General features: G+C 74.1%; 15 protein-coding genes. 6 read left to right on the top strand and 9 right to left on the bottom strand.

All coding sequences use genetic code 11. The features are described from left to right. Window positions 1-25: 25 nt before the first annotated feature. The 4 genes from ACPCK6_RS13370 to rph form a co-directional block, all read right to left on the bottom strand. Window positions 26-1,378: a glycoside hydrolase family 10 protein gene (locus ACPCK6_RS13370; protein WP_423481263.1), complete on the bottom strand. Its 1,353-nt coding sequence runs from the start codon at window positions 1,376-1,378 to the stop codon at window positions 26-28. Between the two features lie 170 nt (window positions 1,379-1,548). Continuing rightward, window positions 1,549-2,643, bottom strand: a complete 1,095-nt coding sequence (locus tag ACPCK6_RS13365; RefSeq protein WP_423481262.1) for an oxidoreductase — start codon at window positions 2,641-2,643, stop codon at window positions 1,549-1,551. A 42-nt stretch (window positions 2,644-2,685) separates the two neighbouring features. Beyond that, entirely contained in the window at window positions 2,686-3,054 is a 369-nt protein-coding gene (locus tag ACPCK6_RS13360) for a MerR family transcriptional regulator (RefSeq protein ID WP_396882440.1), read from the bottom strand. Between the two features lie 48 nt (window positions 3,055-3,102). After that, a complete protein-coding gene (gene rph / locus ACPCK6_RS13355; RefSeq protein ID WP_423481261.1) occupies window positions 3,103-5,700 on the bottom strand; it encodes a rifamycin-inactivating phosphotransferase in 2,598 nt (865 codons plus the stop codon). Window positions 5,701-5,993: 293 nt separating this feature from the next. Between rph and ACPCK6_RS13350 the strand changes: the two genes are divergently transcribed. Next, window positions 5,994-10,145 (top strand): SpoIIE family protein phosphatase, encoded by a 4,152-nt coding sequence (locus tag ACPCK6_RS13350; protein WP_423481260.1) that lies wholly within the window; start codon window positions 5,994-5,996, stop codon window positions 10,143-10,145. Continuing rightward, entirely contained in the window at window positions 10,142-10,441 is a 300-nt protein-coding gene (locus tag ACPCK6_RS13345; protein WP_194799081.1) for an STAS domain-containing protein, read from the top strand. Before ACPCK6_RS13350 ends, ACPCK6_RS13345 begins: the two co-directional genes overlap by 4 nt. Window positions 10,442-10,516: 75 nt before the next feature. On the opposite strand, the gene ACPCK6_RS13340 is transcribed toward ACPCK6_RS13345, so the two are convergent. Both ACPCK6_RS13340 and ACPCK6_RS13335 read right to left on the bottom strand, forming a co-directional pair. Continuing rightward, window positions 10,517-11,398 (bottom strand): universal stress protein, encoded by an 882-nt coding sequence (locus ACPCK6_RS13340; protein ID WP_423481259.1) that lies wholly within the window; start codon window positions 11,396-11,398, stop codon window positions 10,517-10,519. A 33-nt stretch (window positions 11,399-11,431) separates the two neighbouring features. Beyond that, window positions 11,432-14,092, bottom strand: coding sequence for a cation-translocating P-type ATPase (locus tag ACPCK6_RS13335; protein ID WP_423481258.1), 2,661 nt, complete (start codon window positions 14,090-14,092; stop codon window positions 11,432-11,434). A gap of 173 nt (window positions 14,093-14,265) precedes the next feature. Here ACPCK6_RS13335 and ACPCK6_RS13330 point away from each other — a divergent pair, with 173 nt between their 5' ends. The 4 genes from ACPCK6_RS13330 to ACPCK6_RS13315 all read left to right on the top strand — a co-directional run bounded on the left by ACPCK6_RS13330 (window position 14,266) and on the right by ACPCK6_RS13315 (window position 17,029). Then, window positions 14,266-15,015, top strand: coding sequence for a hypothetical protein (locus ACPCK6_RS13330; protein WP_423481257.1), 750 nt, complete (start codon window positions 14,266-14,268; stop codon window positions 15,013-15,015). 41 nt (window positions 15,016-15,056) lie between these two features. Continuing rightward, entirely contained in the window at window positions 15,057-15,245 is a 189-nt protein-coding gene (locus ACPCK6_RS13325; protein ID WP_013286843.1) for a hypothetical protein, read from the top strand. Window positions 15,246-15,279: 34 nt separating this feature from the next. Beyond that, window positions 15,280-15,753 carry a hypothetical protein gene (locus tag ACPCK6_RS13320; protein WP_423481256.1) on the top strand — a complete coding sequence of 158 codons (474 nt, stop codon included), beginning with the start codon at window positions 15,280-15,282 and terminating at the stop codon, window positions 15,751-15,753. 79 nt (window positions 15,754-15,832) lie between these two features. Next, window positions 15,833-17,029, top strand: a complete 1,197-nt coding sequence (locus ACPCK6_RS13315; protein WP_423481255.1) for an MFS transporter — start codon at window positions 15,833-15,835, stop codon at window positions 17,027-17,029. Between the two features lie 48 nt (window positions 17,030-17,077). On the opposite strand, the gene ACPCK6_RS13310 is transcribed toward ACPCK6_RS13315, so the two are convergent. The 3 genes from ACPCK6_RS13310 to ACPCK6_RS13300 form a co-directional block, all read right to left on the bottom strand. Continuing rightward, complete coding sequence (locus ACPCK6_RS13310; RefSeq protein WP_423481254.1) at window positions 17,078-19,282, bottom strand: carbohydrate-binding module family 20 domain-containing protein; 2,205 nt, start codon at window positions 19,280-19,282, stop codon at window positions 17,078-17,080. A 382-nt stretch (window positions 19,283-19,664) separates the two neighbouring features. Continuing rightward, window positions 19,665-21,941 carry a catalase/peroxidase HPI gene (gene katG, locus ACPCK6_RS13305; protein WP_396882431.1) on the bottom strand — a complete coding sequence of 759 codons (2,277 nt, stop codon included), beginning with the start codon at window positions 21,939-21,941 and terminating at the stop codon, window positions 19,665-19,667. Window positions 21,942-21,964: 23 nt separating this feature from the next. Next, window positions 21,965-22,393 (bottom strand): Fur family transcriptional regulator, encoded by a 429-nt coding sequence (locus ACPCK6_RS13300; RefSeq protein WP_135240611.1) that lies wholly within the window; start codon window positions 22,391-22,393, stop codon window positions 21,965-21,967. Between the last annotated feature and the right edge of the window lie 2 nt (window positions 22,394-22,395).

Below are 22,395 nucleotides of genomic sequence, written 5' to 3'. Positions count from 1 at the left end.
TCCCGTACCCCCGCGGTGGCCCGGATCAGGTCGCGGAGCAGGTGGGCGTCATACCCGATCCGCTCCCGTTGCCCTGGAAACCGAACTCGGTGCTCTGACCGGCGCCGAGCTGGCCGTTGTAGCTCACGTTCGCGAACCGCACCGTGCCGCTGTTCCCGCTGGCGGTCGCGCTCCAGGTGTTGGTGATGCTCGCGCCGCCCGGCAACGTCATGGTGACCGTCCATCCCCGGGTGCCCGACGAACCCGCCGTCACCTTCACCGTCGCCACGAACCCACCGGTCCAGGAGTTCAGCGACACCGAGGCCGAACATCCACCCTGGCCCGGCGGCGGGGTGGTCGGGTTGTTCGGCGGCGGCGTCGTGGTCGGCGGCGGGTTGTTGCCGCCGGCGTTCAGCGCGTCGAGCACCGCGTTGTACGCCGCCTTCTTGTTGCCCGAGCAGTCGAACAGCAGCGCGTTGTCCGAGCCGCGCCACGAGTCGCAGTCCCGCACGCCCCACACCGTGATGCCGGTGCAGCGCGACACCGCCAGGCAGGCGCGGGTCACGGCGGCGTAGATGTTCGCCTGGTTGCCGCCGGTCATCACGTCCAACTCGGTGATCTGCACCTCGACGCCCAGGTCGGCGAAGCGCTGGAGGTTGGCCTGGTAGTCGCCGGGGATCGTGGTGCCCAGGTGCGACTGGAAGCCGACGCAGTCGATCGGCACGCCCCGCGACTTGAAGTCGCGGACCATGTTGTAGATACCGGTCGACTTCGCGTTGATGCCGTCGGTGTTGTAGTCGTTGTAGCAGAGCTTCGCGCCCGGGTCCGCCGCGCGGGCCGCCCGGAACGCCGCCTCGATCCAGTCGTTGCCGGTGCGCTGGAGGTTCGAGTCGCGGCGCCCGCCGCTACCGCCGTCGGCGAACGCCTCGTTCACCACGTCCCAGGCGTAGATCTGCCCACGGAAGTGGGTGGCGACCTGGGTGACGTGATTGATCGCGGCGTTGCGCAGCGCACTGCCGGACAGACCCTGCGCCCACGACGGCTGCTGGGCGTGCCAGAGCAGCGTGTGCCCGCGCACCGACATGCCGTTCGCGCGTGCGTGACTGACCAGCCGGTCGCCGCCGGTGTAGCTGAACCGCCCCTGCTGCGGCTCGGTGGCGTCCCACTTCATCTCGTTCTCGGCCACCACGGAGTTGAACTCGCGGTTCAGCACCGTGGCGTACGTGTTGTCGGACAGCTTGCCGGTGGCGACCGCGGCGCCGAAGTAACGGCCCTTCTCGGCCGCCGACGCGCGCAGCGTGGTGCCGGCGCTCGCGGACGGCGCCAGGGCCACCGCCATCCCGGCGGCGAGCGCGCCGGCCAGGATGCCGGTGGTCAGCAAGGCTCTCTTTCGTCTCATGCGGATTCCTCTTCCGGGGTTACGCGATGGTGGTGGTGCGAGTTCCCGACCCCGCGTCCGGAGACGGTGTCGGGGGTACGCCCAGCGCGGCTCGCCCGGTGAGCCTTGCGGCGCTCATGCCCTGCCATCGACTGTGAGCGATAACATCCCCCGGCGTCAACCCCTGCCGCCTAGGGATAGACGTCCTCGTGCGCCTTGCGGTAGTCGACGATCTCGTCCAGCCGACCGGTGGCCGCGTGCGTCACCCAGGCCGGGTTGCCCAGCAGCGCGCGGCCCAGCGCGACCAGATCGAACTCCCCGTCCGCCAGCCGCGCGGCCAGGCCCGCCACCGACTCCGGGCCGTCCGGGCGCAGGAAGTCCCGCCGCAGCCCGACCGAGCCGACGGTGATCGACGGCAGACCGGTGAGACGCTTCGCCCAGCCGGCCAGGTTCAGCGCCGAGCCGGGGAACACGGGCTGCCAGAAGCGACGTTGCGAGGCGTGCAGGACGTCCGCGCCGGCCTCGGCGAACGCGGTGAGGATCCGCGCCAGCTCGGCCGGGGTCTCGGCGATCCGCGCGTCGAACGCGCGCTCCTTGAACTGGGAGAACCGCACGATCACCGAGAAACGCTCCGGGACCTGCGCGCGGACCGCGCGGACCACGGCCGCCGGGAACGCCGCCCGCCGCGCCGGGGAGCCGCCGAACGCGTCGGTCCGGCGGTTCGTGTACGGCCACAGGAACTCGTCCAGCAGGTATCCGTGCGCGGCGTGGATCTCGATCGCGTCGAACCCGGCCCGGACCGCGACTCTCGCCGCGTCCGCGTACGCCGCGAGCAGGGTGTCCACGTCGGCGGCGGTCATCGCGTGCGGCGCGGGGCGGCCCGGCTCGCGTACCCCCGAGGGGGTCCACGCCGGACGGCCGTCCACCGGCTCACGCAGGCTGCCCAGGTGCCACAGCTGCGCGGCGATCCGGCCACCGGCGGCGTGCACCGCCTCGACCACGCCCCGCCAGCCCGCCTCGGCCGCGCCGGCGGTCATCCGCGGCACGGTGTCCTCGTGGCCGGCGCTGGGATGGTCGACCAGCACGCCCTCGGTGACGATCAGGCCGACGCCCGCCGCGGCGCGGCGCCGGTAGTACTCGGCCATCTCGGGCGTCGGCACGCCGCCCGGCGCGCGGCTACGGGTCATCGGCGCCATCACGAAGCGGGACGGCAACGACAGGCCGGCGACGGTGACCGGCTCCAGCAGCGGCGTCACCGGCGATGCGGTGTCCAGGATCGCGTTCATGACCCGACGCTAGGAGTTGACACCGGTGTCAAGGGCAAGCGCTCAGGCGGCCGGATCCCGGGTGTCCTCGGTCACCGTCATGTCGGACACCACGTCGTCGAGCACTGCGACGGCGTGCGCGAGCCGTGCCATCTCGGCGGTCATCCGGGCCCGTTCCTCGCGCAGCCGGTCGGTCAGCCACGACGTGCGGATCTCCGGGTCGGTCACGCAGGGCAGCAGCTCGGCCATCCGGCGGCTGCTCAGCCCGGCGTCGAACAACCGCTGGATGAGCCGGACCCGGTCCACCGCCGACTCGGCGAAGACCCGCTGGCCGCTCGACGTCCGCAGAGCGGCGAGCAGGCCCTGCTGCTCGTAGTACCGGATGGACCGGGCGCTCACCCCGGTACGCGCCGACAGCTCCCCGATCCGCATCGCGCCTCCCCGCTCGCCGGACCTCCATCATCGAGCATGCCGCGCCGGTCAGGACAGCAGCTCGACGTACCCGTCGGTGCCGTGCACGCGGATCCACCCGCCGTCGGGGATCAACCGGGTCGCGTCCGGCACCGCCACCACCGCGGGCAGGCCGTACTCGCGGGCGATCACCGCGCCGTGCGTCATCAGGCCGCCCACCTCGGTCACCAGGCCCGCGACGGCGACGAACAGCGGCGTCCAGCTCGGGTCGGTGTGCGCGGTGACGAGGATGTCGCCCGGCTCCAGGTCGGCGCGGGCCAGGTCCGCCACGATCCGCGCCCGCCCCTCGACGACGCCGGCCGAGACCGCCAGCCCGGCCAGGGCGCCCGGCGGTACGTCGTCCCGCCGGTACGAGCCGTTGAGGGCCTCGCCGTCGGAGGTGAGCACCCGGGGCGGGGTGAGCGCCTGGTGCGACCGGAACTCCTCCCGGCGCCTGCGGATCAGCCCGGCATCCACCCGCCCGGTGGCCGCGACCTCCCGGAACTCGTCGAACGTCAGGTAGAAGACGTCCTCGGCGGCGGCGAGCACACCGGCGCGTGCCAGCCGGCCGGCCTCCGCCATGAGCGCCTGCTTGTAGACGCCGTAGCGGCTCACGATGTCGTACTTCGGGTACTCCCGGTAGCCGGCGAACGTCCGTACCCGATCGATCACGGCCTGCGTCTCGGCGGCCTTGCGCTCGCCGTCGGGCAACGCGCGCAGGCGGTCCAGCACCTCCCGGGCCTTCGCCTCGGCCCGCTCCCGGCCCTGGGCGAAGCGGCGCGCGGCGGCGCCCGGCGCGAAGGTGCGGACGTTGTCCAGGATCAGCGGCACGAGCGTGGCCGGGCGCTCGCTCCACCGTGGCCGGGTGATGTCGATCTCGCCGACGCAGCGCATGCCGTACCGGTCCAGGTAGCCCTCGACGGCCTCGCGCACCTGCGCGCCGCCGGGCAGCTTCGGCAGCTCGTCCAGGAACCCGTCGTCGGCGGCGTCCCGCAGGAACGCCACCACCTCGGGGTACGCGCGGACCACGTCGGCCACGTCGAGCAGCGCCAGGCCCATCTCGGCGGTGACGTTGCCGGGCGCGGACAGCGTGAGCGTGTCGGCGGCGTCGCGTTCGCCGAGCCACTCCCCCAGCTTGTCGTTGAGCCACCAGGTGGCGTGCATCCCCGCCATGATCACCTGGGCGCTCAGCGGATCGGTGAGCACCCGCTTGTGCTCGGCGAACGCCTCGGCCAGGAAGTCGAACAGCTCGGGTCCGGAGCGGCCGCGGACGCCGCGGCGCAGGGCGGCGAGAGACTCCCGGCTGCGTTCGACGAGCGTGGTGACGATCGCCGGGTCCGTGTCGATCGGGGGTGGCGGTCCGGCCACGGGCGGGCCGGCCGGGGCCGGGTCCGGCGCGGCCGGTACGACGCCGCGGGCGAGGACCGTCTCCAGCGCGTCCCGGGTGAGCGGGTCGGCCCGGCCGATCATGCCCAGGAACGCGGCACGGCCCGGCACCGTGGACAGGTGCGGCGTCGCGTCGACGAACAGCCGGCCGCCCGCCTCGTGCATCGGCGCCATGGCGGTGAGCCGCCACATCGACAGGCCCAGCGGCCTCATCGCGTCGGTCATCATCTGCTGGTGCCCGACCGAGAGGTAGACGTGGAACGTCCCGTCGGCGCCGGTCGCCGGCACCGGGAACAGCGTGGTGATCGGCCGGCTCTGGAGGATGTGGACGTCGTCCCCGGTCACTGCCCACTCGACGTCCTGCGGGCAGCCGAAGTACGCCTCGATCCGCCGGCCCAGCGCGGCGAGGCGTACCGCCTGCGCGTCGGTCAGCGCGGGCTGGGCCTGCCGCGCCGGGTCGACCGGCGTCTCCCGGGTGCCGCCGCCGGGTACCGCGTGCACCGCCCGCGCCTTCGCGCCGATCGTCCGGCCGGCCACCGCGCCGTCGCGCACCGTGAAGACGTCCGGGTTCACCAGGCCGGAGACCAGTGCCTCGCCGAGACCGAAGCCGGCCTCCACCGACACCACCGTCCGGTCGCCGGTGACCGGGTCGGCGGTGAACATGACCCCGGCCGCGTCCGGGACGACCATCCGCTGCACCACCACCGCCATCTCCACGGCCCGGTCGTCGATGCCGTGGCGCCGCCGGTAGGTCACCGCCCGGTCGGTGAACAGCGAGGCCCAGCAGCGGCTGACGTGCCGCAGCACCTCGGCCGTGCCGACCACGTTCAGGTAGGTGTCCTGCTGGCCCGCGAACGAGGCGTCCGGCAGGTCCTCCGCCGTCGCGCTCGACCGCACGGCGTACGCGGCGTCCGCGCCGAGCCCGGCCAGCGCGGCGGTGACCGCCGCCGCGACCTCGCCCGGCAGCGCGGCCCGCTCGACCGCGCGACGGACCTCGGCGGCGGCCGCGCGGATCGCCGCCGGGTCGTCCGCGTCCACGCGGGCGAGCCGGTCCAGCGGGCCGGCCAGCGCCGCCGTCCCCGCCACGGCCAGCCGGAAGGCGTCGGTGGTGACGCAGAAACCCGGAGGTACGCGCACCCCGCCGATCCGCGTCAGCGCCCCCAGGTGCGCGCCCTTGCCGCCGACCGCGGCGATCCGCGTCTCGTCCACCTCGTGCAGTTGCCACACGTACCGTCCGGTCATGCCGTGCCCCCGTTTTCGCAGCTCGACCCGCATCGGCCGCTGATTCTGCGGCATCACCGGGGCCTTGCGGCAAGACCCGGGGTGCGATATACGTTGATAGTGGCGAGGAGAGGTGTCTCCTTGCCTTTCGTTTGTCCGCACCACCGACCCCTGCCCTGACCCGCTGCCGTCACGTGAGTCAGATCTCCCCGCCCCGGGTGGAGTGCCGGGGACGCGACGGGGCAAGAAGCGACCACGAGGCCGCGACGCGGCCCGGACGAGCGGGACCGGACGGGGTGGGGGAGACTCGGGCGATGAGCGGCGCTGACACCGACCCGCGTACGCGTGCCGACGTCTTCGCCGTGGACGCGGAGATCGGGCCGGACCTGGCGCGGATCGACTGGTCGGCGCACCCCCTGGGCCCGCCGGCCACCTGGCCGCAGAGCCTGCGGACCGCGGTGCGGATCCTGCTGTCCTCCCGGTTCCCGATGTGGATGGCCTGGGGCCCGCAGCTCAGCTTCTTCTGCAACGCCGCCTACCGGCGGGACACGCTCGGCCGCAAGTACCCGTGGGCGCTGGGACTACCGGCGAACGAGGTGTGGGCGGAGATCTGGGACGACATCGGCCCGCGCGTCGACACCGTGCTGCGCACCGGCGAGGCGACCTGGGACGAGGGCCTGCTGCTGTTCCTCGAGCGCGCCGGCTACCGGGAGGAGACCTACCACACGTTCTCCTACAGCCCGCTGCGCGACGACGACGGCGGCTTGGTCGGGATGCTCTGCGTGGTCAGCGAGGACACCGAGCGGGTCATCGGCGAGCGGCGGATGGCCACGCTGCGCGACCTCGGCTCGGACCCGAGCGTCATCCGCACCGAACAGGAGACGCTCGCGTTCGTCAGCCGCCAACTGGCCCGCAACCCGCAGGACCTGCCGTTCACGCTCGCCTACCTGTACGACGACGACGGCGGGGCCCGGCTGGTGGAGGCGACCGGCCTGCCGGACGGGCACCCGGCGGCCCCGGCCGCGCTGTCGCTCGGCGACCCGGCCGCGCCGTGGCCGGCCGGCGCCCTCACCGAGGGCGAGTCGGTGCGGGTCGCGCTCGACGGCCCGGCCTTCGCGGACCTGCCGGCGGGTGTCTGGCCCGCCGCGCCGGCCGAGGCGCTGCTGGTGCCGCTGCGGCAGCAGGGCGGTGCGCCGTACGGGTTCCTGGTCGCCGGGCTGAACCGCTACCGGGCGCTGGATGACGGGTACCGCGGCTTCGTGGAGCTGACCGCCGGGCATCTGGCCACCGGCATCGCCAGCGCCCGCAGCTACCAGGCGCAGCAGCGGCGGGCCGAGGAGCTCGCCGAACTGGACCGCGCGAAGACCGCGTTCTTCTCCAATATCAGCCACGAGTTCCGCACCCCGCTCACCCTGATCATGGGTCCGCTGGACGAGCTGCGCGGCCGGTTGCCGGACGCCGACGAGCAGGTCCGGGCCGAGCTGGACGTCATCCGCCGCAACGGCCTGCGCCTGGGCAAGCTGGTGAACAGCCTGCTCGACTTCTCCCGCATCGAGGCCGGGCGGATGCAGGCCCGCTACGAGCCGGTGGACCTGGCCGCGGTGACCGCCGACCTGGCGAGCGTCTTCCGGTCGGCCATCGAACGGGCCGGCCTGTCCTTCGAGGTCGACTGCCCGTCCCTGCCCGAGCCGGTGCACCTGGACCTCGGCATGTGGGAGAAGGTGGTGCTGAACCTGCTCAGCAACGCGCTGAAGTTCACCTTCGACGGCGCCATCCGGGTGGAGCTGCGCGGCGAGGGCGACACGGCGGTGCTGCGGATCTCCGACACCGGCATCGGTGTGCCCGAGGACGAGATGCCGCGCCTGTTCGAGCGGTTCCACCGCATCGAGAACGCCCGCTCCCGCTCCGACGAGGGCAGCGGCATCGGCCTGGCCCTCGTCCGGGAGCTGGTCACGCTGCACGGCGGCGACATCGACGCGATCAGCACCGTGGGCCGGGGCACCACCTTCACGATCCGGCTGCCGTTCGGCACCGGCCACCTGCCGGCCGACGCGCTCGCCCCGGCTGGGACCGGCCGGACGCCGGCGTCGGCCGAGCCGTTCGTGCAGGAGGCGCTGCGCTGGCTGCCGGCCGAACCGGGCACTGCCGCCGGTGGCGGGGACGACCCGGCCGGCGGGCCGGTCCAGCCGCTGCCCGGCGGGGCGCCGGCCCGCGTCCTGGTGGCCGACGACAACGCCGACATGCGGGAGTACCTCACCCGGCTGCTGCGCTCGGCCGGGCACGAGGTGCACGCGGTCGCCGACGGGCAGGCCGCGCTGGACGCCGCCCGCGCGCACACCCCCGACCTGGTGGTCAGCGACGTGATGATGCCCCGGCTCGACGGCCTGCAACTGGTCGCCGCGCTGCGCGCCGACCAGCGGACGGCCGGCACCCCGGTGCTGCTGCTGTCCGCCCGCGCCGGGCAGGAGGCCTCGATCGAAGGGCTGGAAGCAGGCGCCGACGACTACCTGGTCAAGCCGTTCCCGGCGGCCGAGCTGCTGGCCCGGGTCCGGGCGAACGTGGAGCTGGCGCGGCTGCGCAACCACCACGCCCGCTGGCGTACGGCGCTCGTCGACTCGTTGCAGGAGGCGTTCTTCGTCTGCGACCAGGACGGCGCGGTGGTCGAGATCAACGCGGCGTTCACCGGCATCCTCGGCTACGGGACCGAGGACCTGCCCTACCCCGCCGTGCACCCGTGGTGGCCGGACCGGGAGGCCGAGCCCGAGGCGCACCGCCAGGTGGCGGAGGCGTTCTCGAGACTCGTGGGGCAGACCCGTGGCACGTACACCGTGCCGGTGACCCACCGCGACGGGCACCGGATCTGGATCTCGGCCGCCTTCAACCGGGTCGACGACCCGGACACCGGCCGCCGGGTGATCGTCGGCACGTTCCGCGACGTCACCGCCGAGCACTACGCGGTGCAGCGGGAGACCGCCCTGGCCGGGCTCAGCATGCGGCTGTCGCAGGCCGACGACCTCATCGACGCGCTGCACGGGGTGCTGGACGAGCTGCGCAAGCTGTGGCGGGCCGCCGGCGTGCTCACCGCCGTCTTCGGCGACCTGCCCGCCCCCGAGGTGACCGCCACCGACCCGGCGGCACGGTGGGACACGCTGCCGCCGGAGCGCCGGCAGGCCCTGCTCGCGCTGCGGGACACCCCACTGCTGACCCCGGTGGCGACGCGTACGCACGGCGCCGGCATCGCCGTCGAGCACCCGCACGGCACCATGGCGCTCTGGATCGACCTGGGCGAGAAGCGGCCCTTCACCGAGCAGGACCAGACGCTGCTGGCGCTGCTGGCCGGCCACATCGGTCAGGGGCTGCACCGGGTGCACCAGATCGACCAGCAGCGGGAGACCGCGCTGGCCCTGCAACGGGCGATCCTCGGCCCGGCGCAGCTCCCCGCCGGTTTCGCGGTGCGGTACTCCCCCGCCGCGATGCCGCTCAAGGTCGGCGGCGACTGGTACGACACCGTCGAACTGCCGGACGGGCGGATCGGCATCGTGGTCGGCGACTGCGTGGGACACGGGCTGCGGGCCGCGACGGTGATGGGTCAGCTGCGCAGCGCCTGCCGCGCGCTGCTGTTGCAGGACCCGAGCCCGGCCCGGACGCTCGTGGCGCTGGACCGGTTCGCCGCGCTGCTGCCGGGGGCGTCCTGCGCCACCGTCTTCTGTGGTGTGCTCGACCCGGTCACCGGCCTGATGCGCTACTCCAGCGCCGGTCACCCGCCCGCCATCGTGGTCCGCGCCGACGGCACTCCCGAACTGCTGCAGCACGGCCGGTCCCGGCCGCTGGCCGTACGCCCCGGGCAGGAACGTCCGGAGGCGGAGGCGACGGTGCCGCCGCGCGCCACCCTGATGCTCTACACCGACGGCCTGGTGGAACGCCGCCGTCAGCCGATCACCGCCGGCATCGCCCGCGCCACCGACGCCATCCAGCAGGGTCACCACGCGCCGGTCGAGGTGCTGGCGACCGACATCATGGACCGGCTCACCCCGGACGGGGGCTACCACGACGACGTGGCCCTGCTGCTCTACCGCCACCCCGGGCCGCTGGAACTGGAGTTCCCCGCCGAGTCGACGCGCCTGGCCGAGGTCCGCAGTGTGCTGCGGGGATGGCTGGACCGCTGCGGGCTGGCCCCGGCCCACGCGTACAACATCCTGGTGGCGGCCGGGGAGGCGTGCGCCAACGCGATCGAGCACGGGCACCGCGACGACCCGGGCGGCCGGATCCGGCTGCGCGCCGCCGCCACCGCCGGCGCGCTGCGCCTGAGCGTCACCGACAGCGGCAACTGGCGCGACCGGGACCAGCCTCCCGACCCGCACCGCGGCCGGGGACTCGTGCTCATGCGCGCGCTGATGGACAGCATCAGCGTCACCCCGGGGGCCACCGGCACCACCGTCGACATGCAGGCGAGGATCACGCCATGAGCACGTCCCTGACTCTGACCACGAGCGACAGCCCGGACGGCGTCCGCGTGCTGGCAGCCGTCGGTGAGATCGACATGAGCAACGCGTCCACCTTCGCCGACGCGCTGGCCGACGCCGTACGCCCCGACGGCGAGCCCCTGGTCGTGGACCTCACCAAGGTGGAGTACCTGGACAGCGCCGGGCTGGCCGCGCTGTTCCCGCACGCCGACCGGATCACGCTGATCGCCGGCCCGCTGCTGGAGCCGCTGCTGACCATCTCCGGGCTGGCCGACCTCACCACGGTCCGCAGCGCCTGACGCCGTAGCGGCGTCAGGCGCTGTCGCGGGTCGGGCGCCGTCGGCCCTGTCGCCTGGCAGGGCGCTGCCGCGGGGTCAGGCGCCGTTGCGCACGATCACCAGCGGCGAGTGGGCGTGGTGCAGCACCGCGTGGCTGACCGAGCCGAGCAGCAGCCCGCCCAGCGCGCCCCGGCCGTGCGCGCCGACCACCACGAGCTGGGCGTCCTTCGACTCCTCCACCAGCACCCGGGCCGGGGCGCCGCGCAGCGACCGCTGCCGTACCGGCACGTCGGGGTAACGCTCGGCCCAGCCGGCGATCGACTCGGCGAGGACGCGCCGGGACTCCTCGGCGAGCGCCTCCGGGTCGTACACCAGCGGCAGGATGTCGCCGGGGCCGATCGGGGTGGGGTGCAGCCAGGCGTGCACCACGATCAGCGAGGCGCCCCGGCGAGCGGCCTCCTCGTACGCGTACCCGACCGCCGCGGTGGACAGCTCGGAGCCGTCCACGCCGACCACGACCGGGCCGTCGGCGCGCGCCTCCCCGCGCGTCACCAGCACCGCGCAGTGCGCGCGGGCCGACACCTGGAGCGTGACCGAGCCGATCAGCAGTCCGGCGAACCCGCCCAGGCCGCGGTGGCCGAGCACGATCAGCGCCGCCTCGCGGGACTCGGCGACCAGCACCGCCGCCGGCGCGCCGTCGACCACCACGCCGGTGACAGGTACGTCCGGCGCGACCTTGCCGGCCTCGGCGACCGCCTCGGCGACGACCCGTTCGGCCTGGTTGCGCAGGCCGGCACCGGCGGGCGCGCCCGGCGCCGGGGTCAGCGGCGCACGGGTCAGCGGCCAGATGAAGGCGTGCACCACCTGCAGCGGCCGGTTCCGGTCGGCGGCCTCGCGGGCGGCCACCCGGACCGCGTCCAGCGAGGCGGCGGAGCCGTCCACGCCCACCACGACGGGGGCCTGCGAGTGGATCGTCATGTCGTCCTCCTTCACTCGTCCCCAGCCTGCCGCTCAGGCGGCCGGCCCGGCAGGGCCGACGGCCCCGGCGTGAGGGCCGTTGGTCCCGCGGAACCGGCGGGTCAGCCGCAGCACCAGCCCGGGCAGTACGCCGATCGCGGCGCAGGCGAGCAGGTCGAGCGCGCTGAGCGGGGACGTGCCGAGCAGCTCGCGCAGCGGCGGCAGCAGCACACCCGCCACCTGGAGCACAGCGGAGATCGCCACCGCCACCGGCAGCGCGAGGTTGCGCTCGCGCGAGCCCGGGGTACGGATCGCGCGGACCGCCAGCGCCACGCCGAGCTGGGCCAGGCCGAGCACCACGAACACCACCGACTGCCACGGCCGGTCGGCCGCCGCGGCCCACACCCCGGCGCCCAGCGTCGCCGCGGCGATCAGCCCGCCGGTGACCAGCACGTCCCGGCCCAGGCCGGCGCCGAGCACCGACTCCTGCGGGGAGCGGGGCGGCCGGCGCAGCGTGCCCGGCTCGGCCGGCTCCGCGCCGAGCGCCACCCCGGGGACGCCGTGGGTGAGCAGGTTGATCCAGAGGATCTGCGCCGGCAGCAGCGGCACCGGCAGGCCCACCAGCGGGCCCAGCAGCATCACCGCGATCTCGGCCACGCCACCGGCGAGCGCGTAGCGCAGGAAGCGGCGGATGTTGTCGTAGATCCGGCGGCCCTCGCCGATGGCGGTCGCCACGGTGGTCAGGTCGTCGTCGACGAGCACCAGGTCGGAGGCCTGCCGGGCCACCTCGGTGCCGCCGCCCATCGCCACACCGATGTCCGCGCGGCGCAGCGCCGGGGCGTCGTTGACGCCGTCGCCGGTCATCGCCACCACGTGCCCCCGGTTCTGGAGGCCGGCGATGATGTCGAGCTTCTGTTCCGGCTGGGTCCGCGCGTACACCCGGGTCTCGGGGTGGGCGCCGCCCGGGTCGCCGTCGTCGCCGTTGGCGAGCGGGTCGCCGTCGCGCCAGAGCCCGAGCCGTCCGCCGATCGCGGCGGCGGTCGCCGGGTGGTCGCCGGTGATGAGGACCAGCCGGATGCCGGCCTCCTCGAAGCCGGCGGCGATGCCGGGTGCCGCGGCGCGCAGCGGATCGCCGACCGCGACCAGGCCCAGCGGGCGCAGGCCGGTCGGCCGGGCCGGGTCGGGCAGGGTGTCGACCACCGCGGAGGCCACCGCCAGCACGCGCAGCCCTTCGGTGGCGAGCCGGTGCGCGGCGTCGGTCAGCTCGGCCAGTTCCGCGGCGTCGGCGTCCACCAGCGGCGCGGCCAGCAGGTTCTCCGGCGCGCCCTTGCAGACCACCAGGTAGCGCCCGTCACAGCGGCGGTGCACCGTGGTCATCCGGCGCAGGTCCTGGTCGAACGGGGCCTCCGCGACGCGGGGCCAGGCGTCCCGGGTGGTGTCCGGGTCCAGGCCGCAGCGGGCGCCGAACGTGACGAGCGCGGCCTCCAGCGGGTCGCCGATCGCCGTCCACTCGGGCCGCTCGTCGGTCGGCGGCGTCACGGTGGCGTCGTTGCAGAGCAGCCCGGCGCGGGCGAGGGCACGCAGCTCGTCGGGGGCGCTCACCGGCTCGCCCCGGTGGTGCACCTCGCCGTCGGGCGCGTAGCCGGTGCCGGTGACGGCGTAGCGGTCGCGGCCGGGGACGACCGCGTACTGCACCGCCATCCGGCCCTCGGTGAGCGTGCCGGTCTTGTCGGAGGCGATCACGGTGACCGAGCCGAGGGTCTCCACCGCGTGCAGCCGGCGGGGGATGGCGCGGCTACCTGCCATCCGGCGCGCGCCCAGGGCGAGCGCCAGCGTGACGACGGCGGGCAGCGACTCCGGTACGGCCGCCACCACGAGGCTGACGGCGGTGACGGCCATCTGCGTGACCGGCCGCCCGTCGAGCACGCCGATGGCGAAGACCAGCCCGGAGAGCACCACGGCGGTCAGGCCGAGCACGCGGCCGAGCGAGGACAGGCGTCGTTGCAGCGGGGTGGGCGCCGGCCGGGTCGCCGCGACCAGGGCGCTGATCCGGCCCAGCGCGCTCGCCGCGCCGGTGCGCGCCACGGTTCCGGTGGCGCGGCCGGTGGTGACCACGGTGCCGGCGCTGGCCTCCTCACCCGCGACCCGGGCCACCGGCACCGACTCGCCGGTCAGCGCCGACTCGTCCAGGCTGAGGCGTACCGCGTCGGTGAGATCGAGGTCGGCGGGCACCACGTCGCCCGCCTCCAGCCGGACCAGGTCGCCGCGGACCAGGTCGGCGGCGGGCAGCACGAGGTCACGGCCGTCGCGGACCACACGCGCGGTCGGTGCGGCGAGCCGGTCCAGCGCGGCGACGGCCCGGTCGGCGCGTACCTCCTGCACCACGCCGATCGCGGTGTTGATCAGGACGACCAGCACGATCACGGCGGTGTCCGGGTAGTCGCGCAGCAGCGTGGTCACCACGGCGGCGGCCAGCAGCAGCGCCACCAGCGGATCGGTGAGCTGGCGGAACACCCGGCCGGCCAGCCCGCGCTTGCGCGGGGCGGCAACGGTGTTCGGCCCGTCGGCGCGCAGCCGGGCGGCCGCCTCGGCCGAGCCGAGCCCGGTCGCGGGGGCCGGAGAGATCTCGGTGGGCGTCGTCGCTGTCGCCGGCCCGCCGTTGATCACCACATCGTCCTCCATGTCGTCGCCGCCCGCGCCGGGCAGTCCCAGCATGCCGCGCGGGCGGGCACGGATCGCAGGGCCGAGGGCCTGTCGGATCCGGGACCAACGGCCCCCTCGTCACGGGGCAGCGCGGCGCCCGGCGCGCCGGTAACGTCCGCTCGGTGAACCGGACACGCGCCGCCACCGGGCCGACACCGCCGTCCCGTCACCGGTGGCTCCGGTGGATGCTCGCAGTGCTCCTCCTCGCGTCGGCCGGGTGCGGGAGGGGGATCGGGGAGGAGAGCGGCGACGCGCTGGCGCGCGACACCGCGACGGCGGAGGCGAAGCAGCTCAACACGGAGCTGGGGCACCGCAACCGGGCGCGGGACGCCGGGTCGATCGCGGCGGCCGAGATCGTCCAGGAGCCGACGGACGCCGCGTCCGGCGGCGGTGTGACAGTCCGGCGGGAGGCGCTGGCCTGGTCCGGGCGCACCGCCGGGAACGAGCGGGCCACCGTCGACGTGCGGTTCGTGGTGACGGTGCCGGAGCAGCCGCCGGTGTCGATCGGTGGAGCGAGCAACAGCGCCGGTGAGGCCGCGCGCTGTTACCGCTACGAGTTCGAGCTCTACCGCTACACGACGTACCACGAGATCGACTGTCCGAGCGGCCCCGCTCCCTCGCCGCCCACCGCCGCGCCGGTGCCGAGGGTGCCCGAGGACGGGCGGCAGCGGCTCACCGCCGTGCTGCGCACCGCCACCCCGGAGACGCTGGCGGACGCGGTGCGGGCGGCTTTCCCGCAGGACTGGATCACCGTCGACACGACGGTGCACGAGGGCGCGCTCGTCGCCGCCGTCGGCGTACCGGCCGAACGGGACTGCCTGCTGCTCGTCCGCACGCCGGCCGGGAAGATCGAATCCCCCGGGTACGACCGGATCTGGCTGGAGCCGGGCGAGACCGGCTGCCGGACCGCGCTCTACGTGGCGCCGCCGCGCTGACGTACCGGTTTGCCGCGTGGCCGCCGGGGCACCTGACGGTCATGACCGATCCGGAGCAGTTCCAGCGGCAGCAGGAGGGCGCGCTCGAGCGCGGGCAGGTGTTCCAGGACGCCGAGGGGCGGCGTACCCGGGATCCGGGCGCCGGGGCGGAGAACGCGGAGAGCGAGGCCGACCGCAACGCCGAGCGTCTGGCGCGCGGCGAGGTGGGCCCGGGCGTCCCGGAGGACTGACGCGCCGAGGCGGGTGTCAATGTAGCGTTGACAGGTGACCCTGGACCACCTGTCCGAGATCGCCGCGGCCCGGGTCCGGCTGGACGACCGCGAGCTGGACCTGATCGACCGGGCCCGGCACGACGGTGCCACCTGGGCCGAGATCGCGCGGGCGCTGGGCCTGGGCAGCCGGCAGGCCGCCGAGCAGCGCCGGCAACGCCTCGTCGCGGCCCGGCGGGCCCGCCTGTCCCGGCTCGATCCGGCCGGCGCCCCCGACCTGCCCGTGCTGCGGGCGGCGGTCACCGACCTGCACCGCTGGATCGAGGCGGACCGCGCGTGGGACGGCCGCTTCCCCCGCGCGGCGTTGACGCGCCGCACCTGCGCGCTCGCGCTGGACGCCGGTGCCGGGCCGCTGCACACGCTGGCGGGACACCTCGCCGACGACCTGGCCAGGGCCGGGCGGCGGCTGCCCGCTCCGGCACGCGACGCCGCCCGGCGCATCGCCGCCGCACTGTCAACACCGCATTGACGTACGCCCGGGGCATTGCCTCGCACTAACTCAACTCCGGAGGATGTGAGTCCACCAGACTCAATCTCTCGGGGGATCCATGCGCCGCAACGCCGTCCTGTTCGTGACCGTCTCGCTGCTGTCCGGCCTCGGCGGCAGCGCCATGGCCCTGGTCTGCGGCATCTGGATCCTGGACCTGACCGGCTCGACCGGGCTCGCCGCGCTGGCCGGGCTCTGCGTCTACGCCCCGACGCTGGCCGGCCCGTGGCTCGGCGGCCTGCTCGACCGGGTGCCCCGGCGTCCGCTGGTGATCGGCGTCAACCTCGCGCTCGCCGCCGCGCTGCTGAGCCTGCTGGCGGTACGGGGGCCCGGCGAGGCGTGGCTGATCTACGCCGTCTCGCTCGCCTACGGGATCGGCTACGTGCTCGTCGACGCCGGCGAGACCGCGCTGCTGCCCGCCGCACTCCCCCCGGCCCGGCTGGCCGACGTCAACGGCTGGCGGTCGAGCGCGCAGGAGGGTGTGAAGCTGGTGGCGCCGCTGGCCGGGGCGGGCCTGTACGCATGGCGGGGCGGACACGTCGTCGCGGTGCTCGCCGCCGTCGTACCGGTGATCGTGGCCGCCCTGTACGGCGCGTTGCGCCTGACGCGGACCGTTCCCGCTCCCCCGGCCGCACGCCCGGCGGGGGTGCGGGACGGGCTCGCCACGCTGCTGGCCCGGCGGACGGTACGCGTACCCGTGGCGCTCGCGGCGGTGTCCATCGCGATGTCCGGCTTCACCACCGCGGCGCTGTACGACGTGGTGGTCACCGGCCTCGAGCTGCCGTCCACCTTCCTCGGCGTGCTCGCCGGCGCCCAGGGTGCCGGATCGCTGCTCGCCGGGCTGGTGGTCGGCCGGCTGGTCCGCCGCCACGGTGAGATCGCGGTCGGTGCCGCCGGCACGGTCCTGTTCGCGGCCGGCTGTCTCGGGCGCTGCCTGCCCTGGTGGCCGGGCACTGTGGCCGCCTCGGTGGTGATCGGCGTCGGTCTGCCGTGGACGCTCGTCGCGGCGGTCACCGCCGTGCAGACGTACACGCCGCAGGCGATGCTCGGACGAGTCGCCGGGACCGCGAACACCGCGATGTTCGGCCCGATCACGCTGGCCATCCCGCTCGGGTCGGCGGCGGTCGCGGCCGGCGGCCGGCCGCCGCTGGTGCTCGCCGCGGTGGCGTGCCTGGCCACGGCAGTGGCGGCGGTCCGGGGCGGAGGCCGCGAAGGCGTCATCACCGCGTCGGAGGCCGAGGCCAGGGTCCGGGCCTGACCGGATGCGGCCCGTCCCCAGGGGTGAGGGGGACGGGCCGCACGATCGTCAGCGCCAGGTGTCGCTGACGGCCCGGGTGCCACCGGCCGGCGTGGTGAGCGTCCGGTTCGCGCCGGACTCCCAGATCACCGTGCCGTCCGGGTTCTTCTTGACGTACTTGTACTCGACAGCGGTGTTCGCGGGCAGGTCGACGGTGGCCCGCCAGACCGGGTAGGCGGCCGGCGAGAGCGCGACGGCGGCGGCCGGGTTCCAGCCGCCGAGCGCCGGGATGTTGCCGACCACGAACACGTTCTGCCCGTAGACGGTGGTCGCGGTGGCGGAGAACGTGGTGGCCACAGTCGTGCTGACGGTGTCGCCGCGGAACGTCTCGGTCACCGCGTACGTACCGCCGGCCGGGGTGCTGAGCGTCCGGTTCGCGCCGGACTCCCAGGTGACGGCGCCGGCGGCGGTCAGCTTGACGAACTTGTACTCCACCGCGGTGGACCGGGGCAGGCTGACGGTGGCGCGGTAGGTGCCACCGCCCTGCGCGGCGAGCTTGACGCCGTTCGCGGGCGTCCACGAGCCCAGCTCGGGGATGCTACCGACGACGTAGACGTCCTGCCCGGCGGCCACGTTCGCGGCGACGGTGAACGTGGTGGCGATCCGGTCACCCGGGCTGACGGTGGGCGACGCGGTCGGCGAGGCCGACGGGGACGCGGTCGGGGAGGCCGACGGGGACGGGCTCGCGCCCGGCCGGGCGTTCACGTGGATCGCGACCGCGTCGTTGGCCGGGACGGTCACTGTGGCCCGGCCCCCGGACACGGTCACCGTGGAGCCGGTGCAGCCGCTGCCGGTGGCGACGCCGGAGATGACGTCGCAGTACCGGCCGTCGGCGAGCCCGGTGACGAAGGTGGCGGTGGTGGCCGAGCCGGAGTCGTTGATGCCGATCCACGCCCGGTCGCCCCGGTGGAAGCCGATCACGTTGCTGTTGACCGTGGTGAAGTCCGAGACGGTCTTCACCGGGCGGGCCGCGTTGGCCCAGCCGACCATGCCCTTGACGCCGGTGGTGCGGCTCAGGCAGTTCCAGGCGGCGCCGCAGACGGTGTCGGTGACCCGGCCGGTGCCGTCATGCGGCGGGGACTGGTTGCGGTTGGACCAGGTGAAGCTGTCGTAGACCGACGGCTTTCCGTGCGGGTAGGCCAGCGCGAAGTAGTTCGCCAGCACGTAGTCGGTGCCGTTCTTGTACGACAGCACCACGCCGTCGCGCTCCAGGTCGTGGTTGGTGACCATGGAGAAGACGTTGGCGCCGGGCGCGTCGAGGTTCCAGTTCGGCACGTTCGCCAGCGCCGAGATCGAACCCTGGAACGCCGAGCGGATGCCCTTGGCGTACGCGAAGTCGAGCACGTCGCCGTTGCCGATGTAGGCGCGGGCCTGCAACGCCGGGTTGCTCGCCCCGTCGAAGATCTCCTGCGCGACGTACGGGCGCCGGCCCTCGACGACGGTGTTGTTCAGCTTGCCGAGGATCGCCGCGAAGTCGTCCTTGCGGATGTGCTTGACCGCGTCGACCCGGAAGCCGTCGACGCCGAGCCCGATCAGGTCGTTCAGGTAGCCGGCGATCTTGTTGCGGACCGCTTCCTTCTCGGTGTAGAGGTCGGACAGCGACAGCAGCTCGCAGCTGGTCACCTGGGCCTCGTTGTTCCAGTCGCTGATCGCGCCGCCGGTCGGGCAGTTGTCGCCGGGGCGGTGGAAGTCACCGTCGCCGTACGGCACGGCCGGGTAGTTGTAGCCGGAGAACTCGGTGCCGGCGTAGCCGCGCGTACCGGCCGGGTTGTTGGTGCCGGCCATGTGGTTGACCACCGCGTCGACGTAGACGCGCACACCGGCGTTGTGGCACGCGGTGACCATCGCGGCGAACTGCTGGCGGTTGCCGAACCGGCTGTCCAGCTTGTACGACACCGGCTGGTACACCTCGTACCAGGGGTACGCGCCGTCGGCGCTGGCGGGCAGCTTCACCGACTCCTGCGGCGGTGCCACCTGCACCGCGCCGTATCCGGCCGGTCCGAGGTGGTCGGTGCAGGCGGCGGCGACCGAGGTCCAGTTCCATTCCCAGAGGTTGGCGGTCACCTCGCTGTCGTTGAGGGCGACGGCGGCGCGGGCGGGGGCGGGGGCGGTGGTGGCGGCGGCGACGGCGACCGTGCCGCCGGCCGCGACGAGCGCGGCGGCGAGCAGCAGGCGACCGGCGCGGCCACGGGGGTGTGGCCTGGCGGAGTGCATGGCTGGGGGACCTCTTCCGTGGGTTCGAAAGGGTGAACGGGGGTGGGGCGGCCGTCCCGGGTAGCGAACACCATGCGCCATCCATGAAAGTCTTTGCAATAGCTTGCGGCAAAGTTTTCGAAACCAGCAGGCAACACGAGTGGGCCCGGATTCCCGGCCACCAGCGGCGATCCATGCTGGACCGAGCGGGTCGGCGCTCGACCGAGATCCCGCTGCTCGGGACGGGGCGAACCGCTTCGCGGGACGACCGCAACTTCCGAGCAGATTTTCCAACGTTTGCGGGCGGGCGGGTGCGTACGGCTGATCCCCGACGCCCGCCGGACACGGACGAGCCCCGGCCCGTCGCGGCGCGACGGACCGGGGCTCGCTCAGATGTGGCGGATCAGGCCAGGTCGAAGCGGTCCAGCTCCATGACCTTCGTCCAGGCGGCGACGAAGTCGCGGACGAACTTCTCCCGCGCGTCGTCGCTGGCGTAGACCTCGGCGAGCGCCCGCAGTTGCGAGTTGGAGCCGAAGATGAGGTCGACCGCGGTGGCGGTCCACTTCACCTGGTCGGTCGCCAGGTCCCGGATCTCGTACACGTGCTCCTCGGACTCCGCCGCCTTCCACCGGGTGCCCGGGGAGAGCAGGTTGACGAAGAAGTCGTTGGTGAGCACGCCGGGCCGGTCGGTGAGCACGCCGTGCGCGGCGCCGCCGACGTTGTTGCCGAGCGCGCGCAGGCCGCCGACCAGGACGGTCATCTCCGGCGCGGTCAGGTTCAGCATGTACGCGCGGTCGACGAGCAGCACCTCCGGCTGGGTCTTCTCACCCGGCCGCAGGTAGTTGCGGAACCCGTCGGCACGCGGCTCCATCACCCGGAACGACTCGACGTCGGTCTGCTCCTGGGTGGCGTCGGTACGACCCGGGTGGAACGGCACCGTGACCTCGACGCCGGCGTCGCGCGCCGCCTGCTCGACAGCGGCCGAGCCGGCCAGCACGATCAGGTCGGCGAGCGAGATCTGGGCGCCGCCGGCCGCGTTGAACTCCTGCTGGATGCCCTCCAGGGTGGTCAGCACGGTGGCGAGCTGCTCGGGCTGGTTGACCTCCCAGTTGCGCTGCGGCTCCAGCCGGATCCGCGCGCCGTTGGCGCCACCGCGCTTGTCGGTGGAGCGGTAGCTCGCGGCCGAGGCCCAGGCGGTGGAGACCAGCTGGGCGGTGGTGAGGCCGGACTCCAGCACCTTCGCCTTGAGCGCGGCGACGTCGGCGTCGTTCACCAACTCGTGCGCGGCGGCCGGCACCGGATCCTGCCAGAGCTGGGCCTCGGGCACCCACGGGCCGAGGAAGCGGCTGACCGGGCCCATGTCCCGGTGCAGCAGCTTGTACCAGGCCTTGGCGAACGCCAGCGCGAACTCGTCCGGGTTCTCCAGGAAGCGGCGGGAGATCTTCTCGTACGCCGGGTCCACGCGCAGCGACAGGTCAGTCGTCAGCATGGTCGGCTTGTGCTTCTTCGACGGGTCGTGGGCGTCCGGGATGATCGCCTCGGCGTCCTTGGCGACCCACTGCTTGGCGCCGCCGGGGCTGGTGGTCAGCTCCCACTCGTAGCCGAAGAGGATCTCGAAGAACCGGTTGCTCCACTGGGTCGGCTTGTCGGTCCAGGTGACCTCGAGGCCGCTGGTGATCGTGTCGCCGCCCTTGCCCTCGCCGTACGTGCTCAGCCAGCCCAGGCCCTGCGCCTCCAGCGGCGCGGCCTCCGGCTCGGGGCCGACGTGCGCGTCGGCCGGGCCCGCGCCGTGGGTCTTGCCGAACGTGTGGCCGCCGGCGATCAGCGCGACGGTCTCCTCGTCGTTCATCGCCATCCGGCGGAACGTCTCACGGATGAAGTGCGCCGCCGCGAGCGGGTCGGCGTTGCCGCGCGGGCCCTCCGGGTTGACGTAGATCAGACCCATCTCGGTCGCGCCGACGCCGGCCACCATCTCCTTCTCGGAGGCGTAGCGCTCGTCGCCCAGCCAGGTGTCCTCGGGGCCCCAGAAGATCTCCTCCGGCTCCCAGACGTCCTCCCGGCCGAAACCGAAGCCGAAGGTCTTGAAGCCCATCGACTCCAGCGCCACGTTGCCGGCGAGCACCAGCAGGTCGGCCCAGGAGATCTTCTGGCCGTACTTCTGCTTGACCGGCCAGAGCAGCCGACGGGCCTTGTCCAGGTTGGCGTTGTCCGGCCAGCTGTTCAGCGGGGCGAAGCGCTGCCCGCCGTCGCCGGCGCCACCGCGGCCGTCCTCGATGCGGTAGGTGCCCGCGGCGTGCCAGCTCATGCGGATCATCAGGCCGCCGTAGTGGCCGAAGTCGGCCGGCCACCAGTCCTGCGAGGTGGTGAGCACCTCGGTGATGTCCCGCTTGAGCGCCTCGACGTCGAGCTTCGCGAACTCCTTGGCGTAGCTGAACTCCGGGCCCAGCGGGTTGCCCTTGGACGAGTGGGCGTGCAGCACCGACAGGTCGAGCTGGTTGGGCCACCAGTCGCGGTTGCTGCGCGGACGACCGCCGGTCTTCGGGGTCGGCGAGTCGATCGCCGGGTTCTCGCTCTCGCTGCCGTGCGCGGTCACCGAGTCGTGCGCGACCGGGCAGCCGGCCGCCTCCTTGGCGTCCACGCCCTGCGGGCTGACGGGCCGGTTGTCCTGGGTGTCGCTCATCTGCTTCCTTCCGAACTGGCGGATCACTGGGCGGTGCGGTCGGCCGCGCAGCCGGGGCAGGTGCCCCAGTAGACGACCTCCGCCTCGTCCACCACGAAGCCGTGGTCGTCCGAGGCGGTGAGACAGGGGGCGCGGCCGACGGCGCACTCGACGTCGGCGATGGCGCCGCAGGAACGGCACACGACGTGGTGGTGGTTGTCTCCCACCCGTGACTCGTAGCGGGCCGTGGCGCCGGCCGGCTGGATGCGCCGGATCAGCCCGGCGTCGGTGAGTGCCCGGAGCACATCGTAGACCGCCTGGTGGGACACGGTGGGCTGCTCGGCGCGGACCAGGGCGATCACCGTGTCGGTGTCGACGTGCGGGTGGTCGCGCAGCGCGGACAGCACCGCCAGGCGGGGCCGGGTCACCCGCAACGAGACCGCCCGGAGCTGCGTCTCGAAGTCGGCCGTCATGC

It is taken from the genome of Micromonospora sp. AB353 (assembly GCF_049538395.1).
Lineage (GTDB): Bacteria > Actinomycetota > Actinomycetes > Mycobacteriales > Micromonosporaceae > Micromonospora > Micromonospora aurantiaca.
The sequence above is the reverse complement of the archived record's forward strand: the minus strand, read 5'-3'. Positions and strand labels throughout refer to the sequence as shown.

Coding starts and splice junctions, on each gene's coding strand:
- ACPCK6_RS13370 (WP_423481263.1), bottom strand. CDS start 1,378: ATGAGACGAAAGAGAGCCTTGCTGACCACCGGCATCCTGGCCGGCGCG.
- ACPCK6_RS13365 (WP_423481262.1), bottom strand. CDS start 2,643: ATGAACGCGATCCTGGACACCGCATCGCCGGTGACGCCGCTGCTGGAG.
- ACPCK6_RS13360 (WP_396882440.1), bottom strand. CDS start 3,054: ATGCGGATCGGGGAGCTGTCGGCGCGTACCGGGGTGAGCGCCCGGTCC.
- rph (WP_423481261.1), bottom strand. CDS start 5,700: ATGACCGGACGGTACGTGTGGCAACTGCACGAGGTGGACGAGACGCGG.
- ACPCK6_RS13350 (WP_423481260.1), top strand. CDS start 5,994: ATGAGCGGCGCTGACACCGACCCGCGTACGCGTGCCGACGTCTTCGCC.
- ACPCK6_RS13345 (WP_194799081.1), top strand. CDS start 10,142: ATGAGCACGTCCCTGACTCTGACCACGAGCGACAGCCCGGACGGCGTC.
- ACPCK6_RS13340 (WP_423481259.1), bottom strand. CDS start 11,398: ATGACGATCCACTCGCAGGCCCCCGTCGTGGTGGGCGTGGACGGCTCC.
- ACPCK6_RS13335 (WP_423481258.1), bottom strand. CDS start 14,092: ATGCTGGGACTGCCCGGCGCGGGCGGCGACGACATGGAGGACGATGTG.
- ACPCK6_RS13330 (WP_423481257.1), top strand. CDS start 14,266: ATGCTCGCAGTGCTCCTCCTCGCGTCGGCCGGGTGCGGGAGGGGGATC.
- ACPCK6_RS13325 (WP_013286843.1), top strand. CDS start 15,057: ATGACCGATCCGGAGCAGTTCCAGCGGCAGCAGGAGGGCGCGCTCGAG.
- ACPCK6_RS13315 (WP_423481255.1), top strand. CDS start 15,833: ATGCGCCGCAACGCCGTCCTGTTCGTGACCGTCTCGCTGCTGTCCGGC.
- ACPCK6_RS13310 (WP_423481254.1), bottom strand. CDS start 19,282: ATGCACTCCGCCAGGCCACACCCCCGTGGCCGCGCCGGTCGCCTGCTG.
- katG (WP_396882431.1), bottom strand. CDS start 21,941: ATGAGCGACACCCAGGACAACCGGCCCGTCAGCCCGCAGGGCGTGGAC.
- ACPCK6_RS13300 (WP_135240611.1), bottom strand. CDS start 22,393: ATGACGGCCGACTTCGAGACGCAGCTCCGGGCGGTCTCGTTGCGGGTG.